Source organism: Streptomyces sp. NPDC059788 (assembly GCF_042732265.1).
In the GTDB taxonomy this organism is placed as follows: Bacteria; Actinomycetota; Actinomycetes; order Streptomycetales; family Streptomycetaceae; genus Streptomyces.
On record NZ_JBHWHY010000002.1, the window covers coordinates 230,622 to 244,483 of the forward strand.

Below are 13,862 nucleotides of genomic sequence, written 5' to 3' on the forward strand. Positions count from 1 at the left end.
CGGGCACCGGGCACACCGCACGCCCGATTCACCTCACGCCCCGCACCCGCGGCCCGACAGCCACCGGAAACCAGCCGTCACGCCGCCGCAACGGCCCGGCAACGCCCGGCTGCCAGGCTCCTCCCATGAAGGCGTCGATACCGCCCCCGCCCCCCGCGGTCCCTTCGCACACCGCGGTCCCTTTCGACAGTACGGCGCAGCTCATGACCGAGATCACCCACCAGCTCAGCGACCGCCTCAGCCGGATCGGACTGCGCGGCCTGCCCCGCCGGGACCCGGCGGTCCGCGCACCGGACACCTCCCGGCCCTTCCCCGATGCCCCAACGGCCCGGGAGGTGCCCCCACTCGTCGCGGTGGCGCACGGCAGCCGTGACCCCGCCGCGCTGCGCACCGTCACCGCCCTCCTGGACCGGATACGGCGACTGCGCCCCGGACTCACCGTCCGCCTCGGCCACATCGAGCTGAACGCGCCGCTGCTCCCGGACACGCTGGCGGAGCTGAGCGGCCCGGCCGTGGCCGTACCGCTGCTGCTCGCACGCGGACAGCACGCCGGCCGCGACATCCCCGCGGCGCTGGCCGGCGCGCCCCACCTCACGGCACGCCTCGCCCGCCCGCTCGGCCCCCACCCCCTGCTCGCCGAAGCCCTGCACGCCCGCCTCGAAGAGGCCGGTGCCCGGCGCCCGAGCGCCGTCGTACTGGCCGCCGCCGGCTCCCGCGCCCCGGAGTCGGCCGCCGACACCGCCCGTACCGCGCGGCTCCTGTCCGACCGGCTCGGCGGCGTACCCGTCCTGCCCGCCTACGCCTCGGCGCCCCCGCACGGCGGCCCGCCCGGCACCCCGCTCTCCGTCCCCGCCGCGCTGCGCGTCCTCGCCGCCCGCGGCCACCACCGCCCGGCCCTCGCCGCCTGCTTCACCGCGCCCGGCCGCTTCGCCGCCCAGTGCGCCGCGGCCGCACCCGGGCCCGCCGCCGCGCCGCTCGGCGACCACCCCGCGCTGGCCCGGCTGGTCCTGCACCGTTACGACCAGGCACTCGCTGCGCGCAGCGGGTGCGACCACGACTCCGCCGGGGCGGCTACCGTCACCGTATGACGGGCACACGAACGACGACCGGCCGCGAAGCGGGCCACGACGGCACGGGGTACGGCGCCGCCGACACCGAACGCTGGGTCCCCGAGCCCGACAAACGCCCGGGACGCACCGCCTTCCAGCGCGACCGGGCCCGGGTGCTGCACTCGGCCGCGCTGCGCCGCCTCGCGGGCAAGACCCAGGTCGTCACCCCCGGCACCACCGAACACCTGTGGGACGCCAGCCCCCGCACCCGCCTCACCCACTCCCTGGAGTGCGCCCAGGTCGGCCGGGAACTGGGCGCCGCCCTCGGCTGCGACGCGGACCTGGTGGAGACCGCCTGCCTCGCCCACGACCTGGGCCACCCGCCCTTCGGGCACAATGGCGAGCAGGCCCTCAACGAGGTCGCGGCGCCGTGCGGTGGCTTCGAGGGCAACGCCCAGTCGCTGCGGCTGCTCGCCCGCCTGGAGCCGAAACGGTTCGTGCCCGACACCGACGGTACGGCCGTCAGCGTCGGCCTCAACCTCACCCGCGCCGCCCTGGACGCCGCGACCAAGTACCCGTGGCCGCGCGGCGGGCACCCCACCGACCCCGGTTCGCCCAAGTTCGGGGTCTACGAGGACGACCTGCCGGTCTTCGCCTGGTTCCGCCACGGCGCGCCGGAGGCCGCCCGCAGCTTCGAGGCGCAGGTCATGGACTGGGCCGACGACGTGGCGTATTCGGTGCACGACGTCGAGGACGGACTGCACGCCGGCTACGTGGACCCGAACTGCCTGCTCGCCGAACCCGAACGTGCCGAAGTGTTCGCGATCGCCGTCGAACGTTACGCGCCCGACGCCGGCCCCGAGGAACTGGGCGAGGCCCTCGACCGGCTGCTCGACCAGGCGTGGTGGCCGCACGGCTACGACGGCACGGCCGTCGCCCAGGCCCGCCTGAAGGACGCCACCAGCCAGCTCATCGGCCGCTTCTGCCTCGCCGCGGAGACCGCCACCCGCGCCGAGTACGGCACCGGGCGGCTCACCCGGCACCGCGCCCGGCTCGTCGTACCGCGCGGAACCCGCCTGGAATGTGCCGTGTTGAAGGCCGTCGCGGAACGCTACGTCATGCGCCGCCCCGACCAGGAAGCGCTCCGCGCCGACCAGCGCGTCGTCATCGCCGAACTGGCCGAGGCACTGGTCGCCCGCGCCCCGGACGGCCTGGACCCGCAGTTCCGCGCCCTGTACGACCAGGCCGAGGCGGCCGGCGACGACACCGCCCGGATGCGCGCCCTGATCGACCAGATCGCCGCCCTGACCGACGTCTCGGCCCGCTCCCTGCACGCCCGGCTCACCCGGCCGCGGGGCACGCTCTGACCAGCGCCGCCCCCAGCACCGGGCCACCATGGACGGGGCCCGTGCGACTCCTGGGAAGCGCGCCCCCTTCCCGCGGCACGCCCGGTGCGGGACGCTCGGGCTTGAGTGTTTCGGACGGGGGAAACAAAACAGGGGCACGACGGGGTGGACGGCCGCGGAACGCGAAATGACACAGCGGCGTCACACGACCGGGCGGGGACACGCGACCGGCCGCGCCGGGCAGTACGCGGCGGAAGCACCACGGGGGGTAGAACGGGGACACGACCGGGGGCGTTCACGGACGCGGACGCACCGCGCCGCAGCGAGGAGGAAGCAAGTGGTCGACGCACACCAGACGTTCGTCATCGTCGGGGGTGGCCTGGCCGGGGCAAAGGCCGCCGAGACCCTGCGGGCGGAGGGCTTCACCGGCCGGGTGATACTGATCTGTGACGAGCGCGACCACCCTTACGAGCGCCCCCCGCTCTCCAAGGGGTACCTGCTCGGCAAGGAGGAACGCGACAGCGTCTTCGTCCACGAGCCCGCCTGGTACGCCGGCGCGGACATCGAACTGCACCTCGGCCAGCCCGCCGTCCACCTGGACCCGGCCGCCCGCACCGTGCGGCTCGGCGACGGCACCCTGATCGCGTACGACAAGCTCCTGCTGGCCACCGGCGCCGAGCCGCGCCGCCTGGACGTCCCCGGCACCGGCCTGGCGGGCGTGCACCACCTGCGGCGGCTCGCGCACGCCGAACGGCTGCGCGGCGTGCTGCGCTCCCTCGGCCGGGACAACGGCCACCTCGTCATCGCCGGCGCCGGCTGGATCGGCCTGGAGGTCGCCGCCGCCGCGCGCTCGTACGGCGCCGAGGTGACCGTCGTCGAGCCCGAGCCGACACCGCTGCACAGCGTCGTCGGGCCCGAGCTGGGCAGCCTCTTCACCGACCTGCACCGCGAGCACGGCGTCCGCTTCCACTTCGGCGCCCGCCTCACCGAGATCGCCGGGCAGGACGGCGTGGTGCTGGCCGCGCGCACCGACGACGGCGAGGAGCACCCGGCCCACGACGTGCTCGCCGCGATCGGCGCCGCCCCGCGCACCGCCCTGGCCGAACAGGCCGGGCTGACCCTGGTCGACCGGGCGCACGGCGGCGGCATCGCGGTGGACGCCGCGCTGCGCACCTCCGACCCGAACATCTACGCCGCCGGTGACGTCGCGGCCTTCCCATACTCGCTCCTGCCCGCCGCCGACGACGGCGGTCCGGCCGGCCTGCGCGTCGAGCACTGGGCCAACGCCCTGAACGGCGGCCCCGCCGCCGCCCGCGCCATGCTCGGCCAGGACGTCGCCTACGACCGCATCCCCTACTTCTTCTCCGACCAGTACGACATCGGACTGGAGTACTCCGGCTACGCGCCCCAGGGCTCGTACGACCAGGTCGTGTGCCGCGGCGACGTCGGAAAGCGGGAATTCATCGCCTTCTGGCTGTCCGAAGGGCGGCTGCTGGCGGGCATGAACGTCAACATGTGGGACGTCACCGAACCGATCCAGAAGCTCATCCGCTCGGGCCGGACCCTGGACCCGAACGCCCTGGCGAACCCGCAGGTGCCCCTGGACTCGCTGCTCTGAGCCCGGCGCCGCCCGCGCGCCGGGCGGCGCCGGCCCGTACCGCAGCCGACGCCCAGGACCGCAGCCGATGCCCGGGGAGCACCACCCATGACCGAAGCCACCGTCACCCTGGACGACGTCCGGGACGCCGCCGCCCGTATCAAGGGCGTCGTCCACCGCACCCCCGTGCTGCGCTCGCGCACCCTCGACGCCCTCGTGGGCGCCGAGGTGCACCTCAAGTGCGAGAACTTCCAGCGCGTCGGCGCGTTCAAGTTCCGCGGCGCCTACCACGCCGTGTCGCGGCTGGCGCCGGAGCGGCTCGCGCGCGGCGTCGCCGCGTTCTCCTCCGGCAACCACGCCCAGGCGGTCGCGCTGGCCGCCCGGGAGCTGGGCAGCAGCGCGGTGATCCTCATGCCGGAGGACTCACCGCGCTCCAAGCGGGACGCGACCGAGGGATACGGCGCCCAGATCGTCACGTACGACCGCTACACCGGCGACCGGGCCGCGCTCGGCGCGAAGCTCGCCGCCGAGCGCGGCCTGACCCTGATCCCGCCGTACGACCATCCGCACGTCATCGCCGGACAGGGCACCGCCGCCCTGGAGCTGATCGAGGCGACCGGCCCGCTGGACGCCCTGCTCACACCGGTCGGCGGGGGCGGGCTGATGGCGGGCTCGGCCGTCGCCGCCACCGCGCTGTGCCCCGGCATCCGCATGATCGGCGTCGAGCCGGAGACCGGCGACGACACCCGGCGCTCGCTGGCGGCCGGCGAGCGGGTGCGCATCCCCGTACCGCACACCATCGCCGACGGGCAGGCGCTCGCGGAGCCCGGCGAACTGACCTTCCCGATCAACCGGCGGCTGCTGGACTCGGTGGTGCTGGTCACCGACGACGAGATCCGGGCCGCGATGCGGCTGGCCTTCGAACGGCTGAAGATCGTCACCGAGCCGAGCGGGGCCTGCGCGCTGGCCGCCCTGCTGGCCGGGGCCGTCGACCCGCTGCCGCGCCGCGTCGGCGTGGTGATCTCCGGCGGCAACATCGGGCTGGACCGCTTCCTGGAGCTGATGGCCTGAGAGCGGCGGACCCGGCGGTGTGGCCCCCGGCCGCCGGGCGGGGCCGCGGGGGACCGCCGCACCCGGCCGGGCGGGCCCGGCGGGGACTGTCGTACCCCACCCGTAGAATTCAGGCGTGGCAGGCAGGATCAACGATGACGACGTGAAGGCGGTGCGGGACGCGGTCCCGGTCGACGCCGTCGTGTCCGAATACCTCCAGCTGCGCAACGCGGGCGGCGGCAATCTGAAGGGCCTGTGCCCCTTCCACGACGAGAAGTCCCCGTCGTTCCACGTCAGCCCCGCCAAGGGGCTCTACCACTGCTTCGGCTGCCAGGAGGGCGGCGACGTCGTCGACTTCATCATGAAGCTCGACCACCTCTCCTTCGCCGAGACCATCGAACGCCTCGCCGCCCAGGCCGGCATCACCCTGCGCTACGAGGAAGGCGGCTACGCCCCCGGCCGCCAGCAGGGCGAGCGCACCCGCCTGGTCGAGGCCCACAAGGCCGCGGCCCAGTTCTACATCGAGCAGCTGGACGGACCCGAAGCCGAGATCGGCCGCAAGTTCCTCGCCGAGCGCGGCTTCGACCAGGCCGCCGCCCAGCACTTCGGCGTCGGCTACAGCCCGGCCGGCTGGGACCACCTCACCCGGTTCCTGCGCGGCCGCGGCTTCAGCGACAAGGAGCTGATCCTCTCCGGCCTCTCCCAGGACGGCCGCCGCGGCCCCATCGACCGCTTCCGCGGCCGGCTGATGTGGCCGATCCGCGACATCGCCGGCGAGGTCGTCGGCTTCGGCGCCCGCAAGCTGCGCGACGACGACAACGGACCCAAGTACCTGAACACCCCGGAGACCCCCCTCTACCGCAAGTCCCAGGTCCTGTACGGCATCGACCTCGCCAAGAAGGAGATCGCCAAGACCAGCCGCGCGGTCGTCGTCGAGGGCTACACCGACGTCATGGCCTGCCACCTCGCGGGCATCACCACCGCCATCGCCACCTGCGGCACCAGCTTCGGCGAGGGCCACATCAAGATCCTTCGCCGGCTGCTGATGGACAACTCCGGCTCCGAGGTCGTCTTCACCTTCGACGGCGACGCGGCCGGCCAGAAGGCCGCGCTCCGCGCCTTCGAGGACGACCAGAAGTTCGCCGCGCAGACCTCCATCGCCATCACCCCCGGCGGCATGGACCCCTGCGACCTGCGCCTGGCCAAGGGCGACGCGGCCGTAGCCGGTCTGGTGGAGTCCCGTACGCCGCTGTTCGAGTTCGCGCTGCGCCAGGTCGTCGCCCGGCACAACCTGGACACCACCGTCGGCCGCGCCGCCGCCCTCGACGAGGCGGCGCCCATCGTCGCCAACATCAAGAACAGCTCCATCCAGCACGAGTCCGCGGTGCAGCTCGCCGGGATGCTCGGCATCCTCGACACCCAGTTCGTCGTCCGCCGGGTCGGCCAGCTCGCCCGCTGGGCCCGCGAGCGCGGCAGGGACGGCCAGGAACCGGGCCGTACGGGCCGCCGCGCCGCCCCCCAGGCCCCCGAGGCCGTCCAGCCGCCGCCCGGCCCCCGCGGCCCCGCCCTCAACCTCCGCAGCCCCGCCCACCGCGTCGAGCGGGAGCTGCTCAAGCTGGCCCTCCAGCGCCCCGACCTGGTCTCGCCGGCCTTCGACGCGTACGGCGCCGACGAGTTCACCGCGCCCCCGTACGCCACCGTCCGCCGGTGCATCGAGGACGCGGGCGGCGCACTGTCCGCCGCGGGCGACAACGGCTACCTCGCCCGGGTCCGCGAGGCCGCCCCCGACGACACGGTCCGCGCCATGGTCACCGAGCTGGCCGTGGAGCCGCTGCACACCCGCCGCGACGCCGACGAGGTGTACGCGGGCGTCCAGTTGGTGGCCGTCCGGCTGGCCGCAGTCAACCGCCGCGTCACGGAGATCCGCGGCTCCCTCCAGCGCCTCGGCCCGAACGCCGACCCCCAGCACCTGGCCGCCGTCCAGAACGAGCTGTGGGTCCTCCAGCAGTACGGCCAGTCCCTGCGCGAACGCGGCTACGCGGCGCTGTAGCCGCCGGCGCCCGTCCCGCTGCCGCCCGCGCCCGGCCCGTAACCACCCCGCCGTAGCCGCGCGGTCACCGTCCGGACCCAAAAAGTGCCCGCACGCCCCTCGTGGCGGGCCTGTGTCGTACTCCACACTGAGGAGCGGTGCCTGAGTCCTCGGAGCGCGGCGGGTCCGGACGTACGGAACCGGAATCCCCCGCGGAACCGCTCTTGATGTACGGGACGGACAGCGGCTCGGCCGCAGACGCTCCCGGCCCTTCCGCCGCCTCAGCAGCGATCACACTGGAGGTCGCCCCCGTGCAGACCCGGACCCTCGCCGACGCGCCGGCCGCGGATTCGGCCACCGTGCCGCAGCAGGCCGAGCCGCCCGCGCCCGAAATCCTCGTGGAGGAGATCGCCCCGGAGCCGCCGCCGCGCCCCGAGGCCGGCGGCCCTTCCTCCGACCTGTTCCGCCAGTACCTGCGCGAGATCGGCCGGATACCGCTGCTCACCGCCGTGGAGGAGGTCGAACTGGCCCGCCGCGTCGAGGCCGGACTGTTCGCCGAGGAACGGCTGCGGCTCGCCCCCGACCTGGACTCCCAACTGGCCCTGGACCTCGACAAACTGGTCGTCCTCGGCCGGATGGCCAAACGCCGCCTCATCGAGGCCAACCTGCGCCTGGTCGTCTCCGTCGCCAAGCGCTACGTCGGCCGCGGCCTGACCATGCTCGACCTCGTCCAGGAGGGCAACCTCGGGCTGATCCGCGCCGTGGAGAAGTTCGACTACGCCCGCGGCTACAAGTTCTCCACGTACGCCACGTGGTGGATCCGCCAGGCCATGTCCCGCGCCCTGGCCGACCAGGCCCGCACGATCCGCGTCCCGGTGCACGTCGTGGAGCTGATCAACCGCGTCGTACGGGTGCAGCGCCGGATGCTCCAGGAGCGGGGCTACGAGCCCACGCCCGAGGAGGTCGCCGCCCAGCTCGACCTGCCCCCGGAGCGGGTCAGCGAGGTGCTGCGGCTCGCCCAGGAACCGGTGTCCCTGCACGCCCCCGTGGGCGAGGAGGACGACGTCGCGCTCGGCGACCTCATCGAGGACGGCGACGCCGCGTCCCCCGTCGAGTCGGCCGCCTTCCTGCTGCTGCGCGAACACCTCGAAGCGGTGCTGTCCACCCTCGGCGAGCGGGAGCGCAAGGTCGTCCAGCTGCGGTACGGGCTCGTCGACGGCCGCCCCCGCACCCTGGAGGAGATCGGCCGGATCTTCGGCGTCACCCGCGAGCGCATCCGGCAGATCGAGTCCAAGACGCTGAACAAGCTCCGCGACCACGCCTTCGCCGACCAGCTCCGGGGCTACCTGGACTGAGCCGCGGCCTCCGGACGGCCCGGAGCGGCCCGGCCCGCACGGCGCGGAGCCGCCAGGAGCGGTCCGCACGCCCCGGAGCAGCCGCCCGGCGGACCTACTGCGCCTACTGCGCGGACAGGAACGCCCCGGCGTAGCTCTCCTCGCGAACCGCGATGTACTGCTGGCGCACCGCCTGCCCGACCGGCAGCTCCTCGCCCGGCTCGAAGACCTGGCTGGCCGCCGCGGGCCAGCGCGGCGGATCGTGCGGAGCCAGTGTGCCGTGCGCCACGCCCAGCGCCCAGGCCGCCTGCCGGGCCGCGCCCAGCGCCGCGTAGTCCGCCGGCTGCGGCACCACGACCTGCGCGCCGAACAGCCCCGGCGCCGCGGCCTGCACGGCGCCCAGCTCGGCCGCCGCGCCCAGCAGGAACACCCGGTGCACCTCGACACCGCGCCCGCGCAGCACGTCCAGCGCGTCCGCCAGCCCGCACAGCATGCCCTCGAAGGCCGCCCGCGCCAGGTGCTCCGGCTTCATGCTCTCGCGCCGCAGCCCGTGCAGGGACCCCGCCGTGTGCGGCAGGTGCGGCGTCCGCTCGCCCTCCAGGTACGGCAGCAGCACCATGCCGTACGACCCGGGCGTCGACTTCAGCGCCAGCTCGGACAGGCCCTGGAGATCGGTGCCCAGCATCTCGGCCGTGCCGCGCAGCACCCGTACCGCGTTGCTCGTGTGCACCACCGGCAGGTGCATCCCCGTCGCGTCGGCGAACGAGGTGATCGTGCCGTTGGAGTCCGCCAGCGCCTCGTGATGGATGCCGAAGACCGAACCGGAGGCGCCCAGCGACACCACCGCGTCGCCCGCGCCGACCCCCAGCCCGAAGGCGGCGGCCATCGTCTCGCCCGTACCGGCGGAGATCAGCAGGCCCTCCGGCGTGAACCCGGCGGTGCCGGACGGACCCAGCACCTCCGGCAGCCGCACCTGGTGCCCGAGCGCCAGTTCCACGAGGTCCGGCCGGTACGCGCCGGTCGCCGCCGACCAGTAGCCGGTGCCGGAGGCGCCGCCCCGGTCCGTCGTACGCCGCGCCGGCCGCCCCAGCAGCTGCCACACCAGCCAGTCGTGCGGCTGGAGCACCTCGGCCACCCGCGCCGCGTTCGCCGGCTCGTTACGCGCCAGCCAGCGCAGCTTGGTCAGCGGCTGCGCGGCGTGCGGGACGGCGCCGACGGCCTGCGTCCAGGTGGCCCGCCCGCCGAGCGAGTCCAGCAGGTCGGCCGCGGCGCTCTGCGCCCGCTTGTCGTTGCCGACCAGCGCTTCCCGTACGAGGGCGCCGTCGGAGTCCAGCGGCAGCAGCCCGTGCTGCTGCGCGGACACCCCGATCGCCTGCACACCCTCCAGAAGCCCGTTGCCCGCGGCCTCGCCGAGTGACATCAGCCACGCCTGCGGGTCGATCTCGTGTCCCTTTTCGGCGGGGTGCGGCGCATACCCCTGCCTGATGACGGCACCCGTGTCCGCGTCGCAGACGACGATCCGTGTGCTCTCGGACGAACTGTCCAGCCCGGCGACTATCCCCATGCCCCCAGATGATGCCCCATCCGCGGGACGCGACGGCGGTCAGGTTCACACCCCCGGGGGCGCGGACGGGGGACGCGGGCGGCCGCTCCGGGCCGCCCGCGCGGCCCGGAATCAGGTGTTGCTCGTGCCCCAGTCGTCGTCCTGGGCGCCGCGCTGCTCGCGCAGCGAGCGGATGCGCTCGGCCACCGGCCCCGGCATCCGGTCGCCGACCTTGGCGGACACCTTGTCGAACGCCTTGGTCGCCACCTCACGGCCGCCGAGCGCGGCGGACTCCGCGGTGTTGCGGACAGCCGGGTTCTGCGCGATCCGCCGGGCGCTCTTGCGGAGCTGCTCGTAGCGCTCCCGGCCGGCTTTGGTGCCGAGCACGTATCCGATGGCCAGTCCCGTGATGAACGTGAGCCGATAGCGCATCGTCGCTCCACCCTTCCCTCTTCGTCGGTCTCGCTCGCGCGCGCTGTGCGTCGGGCCGCTGGGCCGTGCTGCCCGCGTACCCGCGGACCAGAAGATCATCCGGGAGCGCCCGCAGCCATACCGAAGATCATCCGGGAGCGCCCGCGACCCTACCGATTGGCGGAGCACCCCCCTGCTTGCGCTAATGTATGTGCAGCAGCGAGCGCACGCCGTCCGGAGCCCCGGATCGGAGTGCATTCGAGGCACACAGAGCATTCCCCTGTAGCTCAATTGGCAGAGCAGCCGGCTGTTAACCGGCAGGTTACTGGTTCGAGTCCAGTCGGGGGAGCTCGGTCCCCTGTAGCTCAATTGGCAGAGCATTCGGCTGTTAACCGGAGGGTTACTGGTTCGAGTCCAGTCGGGGGAGCAGGACGGAAGAGGACCCCCGAGGGGGTCCTTTTTCCTGTCCGGGGGAACCGAACACCCGGTGCCCGGAGTCCTCTTGAACGAGCATGGCGGCCCATCGAGGACCCACCCGCGCAACAGATCGTATGAGCGGCTATGCTGCGGCAGACGGCGCGCACAAATGTGCGCGGCGCGCCGTTTCGGGGCGGTAGCTCAGCCGGTTAGAGCAGCGGACTCATAATCCGTCGGCCGTGGGTTCGAGTCCCACCCGCCCCACCAGAAAAATCGATCTGACCTGCGAAAACATGGTCGAAGAGGTCGTTTGCGTGAGGCGTTTGCCTCGGCGTGGCGAGGCAAACGCGGGTTTGTGCGACCTGGTCGAGGCTCCGGGGTCCTGGTGACCTGGGGTTTTGGGGTGGCGTTGGGGTGGGAGTCGTGGTTGATGCTGCTACGGCTGGTGGGGAAGGCGTTCCCGCCTCCACTCCCACCTGTACCGGGCGTCGTCTCGTTGTCGTCTCCACTCGGTCTCGGAGCCGGGGCCTATTTCGCAGTCAGAACGTGGTCGTGACCGTCATGCCTTCGGGGCGGCCATGCGATGTGCCTCTGTGTTCCTCCAGGGGAGGGGCTGGCGGTTGTGTAGGGGCTTGGGTGCGGGGTCTCTGAGGTGAAGGTCGGGGATCACGTCAGACGCCGGGCCGGCGTCATCGGCGCCAGGGGAATAGCCCGGCAGGCGCGGGAACCACGCGCTGGTGGAAGACGGCGGCCAGACCGTGGAGGGAACAGCCCCGCACGCGCGGGGACCACTCACGCCGCCTCGCCCAGCTCGGCGCCGTACAGGGAACAGCCCCGCACGCGCGGGGACCACTTGCCCTCGCGGGACCGTTTGGGGAGGTTCTCGGGAACAGCCCCGCACGCGCGGGGACCACTTTCGTCTCCTGCGCACCGTGTCCGGCGCCGTGGGAACAGCCCCGCATGCGCGGGGACCACCGTCACCAGCTGGGCCGAGACCCACGCCGCGAAGGAACAGCCCCGCACGCGCGGGGACCACGAGATCCACGGCGGGGTGATGCGCTCGGTCGCGGGAACAGCCCCGCACGCGCGGGGACCACGCCAAGGCAGAGCACGAATCCCAGCAGGGAGAGGGAACAGCCCCGCACGCGCGGGGACCACTCGCGGACCCGGGCGACCAGATCGATGAAGCCGGGAACAGCCCCGCACGCGCGGGGACCACGTCGTGCTCGAAGCCAGGGAACTGGCCTCGCTGGGAACAGCCCCGCACGCGCGGGGACCACCTAGACAATCACTTCGTGGTAGATCCCGCGAAGGGAACAGCCCCGCACGCGCGGGGACCACGGGACGGTGCCGGCGCTGGGGGCGTCGGCGAGGGGAACAGCCCCGCACGCGCGGGGACCACAGGCCGTGACCAGCGGCTTTGTCAGGCGAGGGAGGGGTTTTTACTTACTTCCAGGGATTCCGACATAACAGGCATATGTTCCGGCATTGGCAGGCTGCTCCATTCATGCGGGACGCGGGCCGCGGGGCGCGGGCCGGGGTGGCTATCGGCGGCCGTATTTGCGGCGTTGGGCGGCCTTGCTCCAGTTCTGTTTCGGGGGCTGCGGTGGGCGGCTGGCTTCCGGTGGGGTGGTTCGGGGAGCGGGTCGGTGGAGGAGGGTGAGTCCTTCGTGGTCGGTGGGGTGCCAGGCGTGGTGGTGGGTGCGGAAGGTGAAGCCTTGTTCGGTGTCGGTCTGGTGGACGAGGAGGGCGCGGCCTTGGTTGGCGTACTGGCGGACTTCGTACCACAGGAGGTCGCGGATGCGGGCGGTGGGGGAGCCGAGGAAGACGCCGGGGGAGATTTCCAGGAGCCAGCGGGTGAGGAAGCCGCGCAGGCCGGCGGGGCAGTTGGCGAGGATGATGACGGTCACCACAGCACCTCGTCGCCGTAGTTGCGGCCGCTTTCCAGGTGGGTGTCGCCGTCGGATTGCAGGGTCACGCGGTCTTCGCGATCCATGGCGTCGGGGGCGTCGTTGTGGTGGAGCAGGGTCTTGATGTCGTTGACGCAGCGGTCGAGGAGGCCGGTGTCGTTGATGCGGTTGCGCAGGGCTCGGCGGGTGCGGGAGGCCACGTCGTCGATGCCGTCGGCGGCGGCGTCGAAGGCGGCGGGGATGGCGGTGTCGGTTTTGTAGAGGTCGGCGATGTCCAGGACGAAGGAGCGTTCGTGGCCGGAGTGGACGAAGCCCAGGGCGGGGGAGCAGCCCAGGGCGGTGACGACGGCGTGGGCGATGCCGTACATGCACTGGGCGGCGGCGGTGACGGCCTGGTTGGGGGCGTCGCCGGCGGCGAAGTTGTCGCGGTGGTAGTCGCGGCGGGTCCAGGGGACGCCGGTGCGGGCGGATTCGCGGCGGTAGCAGTCCTTGAGGCGGCGCCCTTCCATGGACAACAGGTCCTGGCGGGTGCGGCCTGCGGGGTCTTCGTCGGGAAAGCGCAGGCGGTACATGGCGCGGGCGACCTCCAGCCGGGTGCGCCGGTTGGCCCAGGCGGTGGCCTGGGCTTCGGCCAGGGCCGAGGAGCGGGTCAGGGCGCGGCCGCCGGCGTAGAAGCGCACGCCGTGCTCGCCCACCCAGGCCACACCGGCGCCGCATTCGCCGAGGACGGACATGGCCTGGTGGGTGATGCGGGTGCCGGGACCGAGCAGGAGGGTGCCGATGGTGGCGGCCGGGATGTGGGTCGTGCCGTCCGCGTCGGTCGCGGTGATGGCGTTGGCGTCGCGATGCACGGTGCACCGCTCCAGGTAGATGAAGGAGAGCCGGTCGCCGACCCGGGCCAACTGGCGTGGGGTGGAGGTGCTGCGGCGGTTGACGGTGCTCATCGGCCACCTGCCGGGGCGAGGGTCATCAGGCCGCAGCCGTACGCCTTGGACTTGCCCAGTCCATGGGTGAGGGTGCGGCGGAAGGCGGCGGAACTGGAGTGATTGCTGGTCGCGCACGATGAGGTCATATGCGTCGCCGAACTGCGTCAGGCGGCGGTCGGTGGGCTTGGGGACCACAGATCGGCTCTCAGTGTGAGCGCGCGGTGTGTGACCCGTCGGGCCGCACGGGCAA

The 13,862-nt window shown here is 73.4% G+C and carries 10 protein-coding genes, 3 tRNA genes, 1 pseudogene and 1 CRISPR repeat array; of the genes and pseudogenes, 9 read left to right on the forward strand and 5 right to left on the reverse strand.

The window, feature by feature from the left end; all coding sequences use genetic code 11:
- Positions 1-125 precede the first annotated feature (125 nt).
- From ACFV57_RS02900 to ACFV57_RS02925, 6 genes are all read left to right on the forward strand, one after another.
- Positions 126-1,088 (forward strand): sirohydrochlorin chelatase, encoded by a 963-nt coding sequence (locus ACFV57_RS02900; protein WP_385224987.1) that lies wholly within the window; start codon positions 126-128, stop codon positions 1,086-1,088.
- On the forward strand, positions 1,085-2,416 hold the full coding sequence (locus ACFV57_RS02905; protein WP_385224989.1) for a deoxyguanosinetriphosphate triphosphohydrolase: 1,332 nt from the start codon (positions 1,085-1,087) through the stop codon (positions 2,414-2,416). The genes ACFV57_RS02900 and ACFV57_RS02905 overlap by 4 nt, the downstream gene beginning before the upstream one ends.
- Positions 2,417-2,732: 316 nt before the next feature.
- Complete coding sequence (locus tag ACFV57_RS02910) at positions 2,733-4,013, forward strand: NAD(P)/FAD-dependent oxidoreductase (RefSeq protein ID WP_385224991.1); 1,281 nt, start codon at positions 2,733-2,735, stop codon at positions 4,011-4,013.
- A gap of 87 nt (positions 4,014-4,100) precedes the next feature.
- Positions 4,101-5,063, forward strand: a complete 963-nt coding sequence (locus ACFV57_RS02915) for a pyridoxal-phosphate dependent enzyme (RefSeq protein ID WP_385224993.1) — start codon at positions 4,101-4,103, stop codon at positions 5,061-5,063.
- Between the two features lie 115 nt (positions 5,064-5,178).
- Entirely contained in the window at positions 5,179-7,092 is a 1,914-nt protein-coding gene (gene dnaG / locus ACFV57_RS02920; RefSeq protein WP_385224995.1) for a DNA primase, read from the forward strand.
- 137 nt (positions 7,093-7,229) lie between these two features.
- The gene (locus ACFV57_RS02925) at positions 7,230-8,426 is read left to right on the forward strand and encodes an RNA polymerase sigma factor (protein ID WP_385224997.1); all 1,197 of its coding nucleotides are present in this window, start codon (positions 7,230-7,232) and stop codon (positions 8,424-8,426) included.
- A 103-nt stretch (positions 8,427-8,529) separates the two neighbouring features.
- On the opposite strand, the gene ACFV57_RS02930 is transcribed toward ACFV57_RS02925, so the two are convergent.
- Entirely contained in the window at positions 8,530-9,969 is a 1,440-nt protein-coding gene (locus tag ACFV57_RS02930; protein ID WP_385224999.1) for an FGGY family carbohydrate kinase, read from the reverse strand.
- Between the two features lie 111 nt (positions 9,970-10,080).
- A complete protein-coding gene (locus ACFV57_RS02935; RefSeq protein WP_385225001.1) occupies positions 10,081-10,380 on the reverse strand; it encodes a YtxH domain-containing protein in 300 nt (99 codons plus the stop codon).
- Between the two features lie 255 nt (positions 10,381-10,635).
- Between ACFV57_RS02935 and ACFV57_RS02940 the strand changes: the two genes are divergently transcribed.
- From ACFV57_RS02940 to ACFV57_RS02950, 3 genes are all read left to right on the forward strand, one after another.
- Positions 10,636-10,708 (forward strand) — tRNA-Asn (locus tag ACFV57_RS02940).
- Positions 10,709-10,713: 5 nt separating this feature from the next.
- Positions 10,714-10,786, forward strand: a tRNA-Asn gene (locus ACFV57_RS02945).
- A 180-nt stretch (positions 10,787-10,966) separates the two neighbouring features.
- Positions 10,967-11,043: transfer RNA gene (locus ACFV57_RS02950), tRNA-Ile, on the forward strand.
- Positions 11,044-11,478: 435 nt separating this feature from the next.
- Positions 11,479-12,178: direct repeats of the CRISPR family, unit length 29 nt; unit sequence GGGAACAGCCCCGCACGCGCGGGGACCAC.
- 142 nt (positions 12,179-12,320) lie between these two features.
- On the opposite strand, the gene cas2e is transcribed toward ACFV57_RS02950, so the two are convergent.
- From cas2e to ACFV57_RS02965, 3 genes and pseudogenes are all read right to left on the reverse strand, one after another.
- Positions 12,321-12,686, reverse strand: a complete 366-nt coding sequence (gene cas2e / locus ACFV57_RS02955; protein ID WP_385225003.1) for a type I-E CRISPR-associated endoribonuclease Cas2e — start codon at positions 12,684-12,686, stop codon at positions 12,321-12,323.
- Positions 12,683-13,630, reverse strand: a complete 948-nt coding sequence (cas1e, locus tag ACFV57_RS02960) for a type I-E CRISPR-associated endonuclease Cas1e (RefSeq protein ID WP_385225005.1) — start codon at positions 13,628-13,630, stop codon at positions 12,683-12,685. Before cas1e ends, cas2e begins: the two co-directional genes overlap by 4 nt.
- Positions 13,627-13,719, reverse strand: a pseudogene (locus tag ACFV57_RS02965) (type I-E CRISPR-associated protein Cas6/Cse3/CasE); the annotation flags it as partial. The gene cas1e and the pseudogene ACFV57_RS02965, both read right to left, overlap by 4 nt.
- Between the last annotated feature and the right edge of the window lie 143 nt (positions 13,720-13,862).

What these genes read in the sequence shown, in the direction of transcription:
- ACFV57_RS02930 (WP_385224999.1), bottom strand. Translation starts at nt 9,969, where the DNA reads ATGGGGATAGTCGCCGGGCTGGACAGTTCGTCCGAGAGCACACGGATC.
- ACFV57_RS02915 (WP_385224993.1), top strand. Translation starts at nt 4,101, where the DNA reads ATGACCGAAGCCACCGTCACCCTGGACGACGTCCGGGACGCCGCCGCC.
- ACFV57_RS02900 (WP_385224987.1), top strand. Translation starts at nt 126, where the DNA reads ATGAAGGCGTCGATACCGCCCCCGCCCCCCGCGGTCCCTTCGCACACC.
- cas1e (WP_385225005.1), bottom strand. Translation starts at nt 13,630, where the DNA reads ATGAGCACCGTCAACCGCCGCAGCACCTCCACCCCACGCCAGTTGGCC.
- ACFV57_RS02935 (WP_385225001.1), bottom strand. Translation starts at nt 10,380, where the DNA reads ATGCGCTATCGGCTCACGTTCATCACGGGACTGGCCATCGGATACGTG.
- ACFV57_RS02905 (WP_385224989.1), top strand. Translation starts at nt 1,085, where the DNA reads ATGACGGGCACACGAACGACGACCGGCCGCGAAGCGGGCCACGACGGC.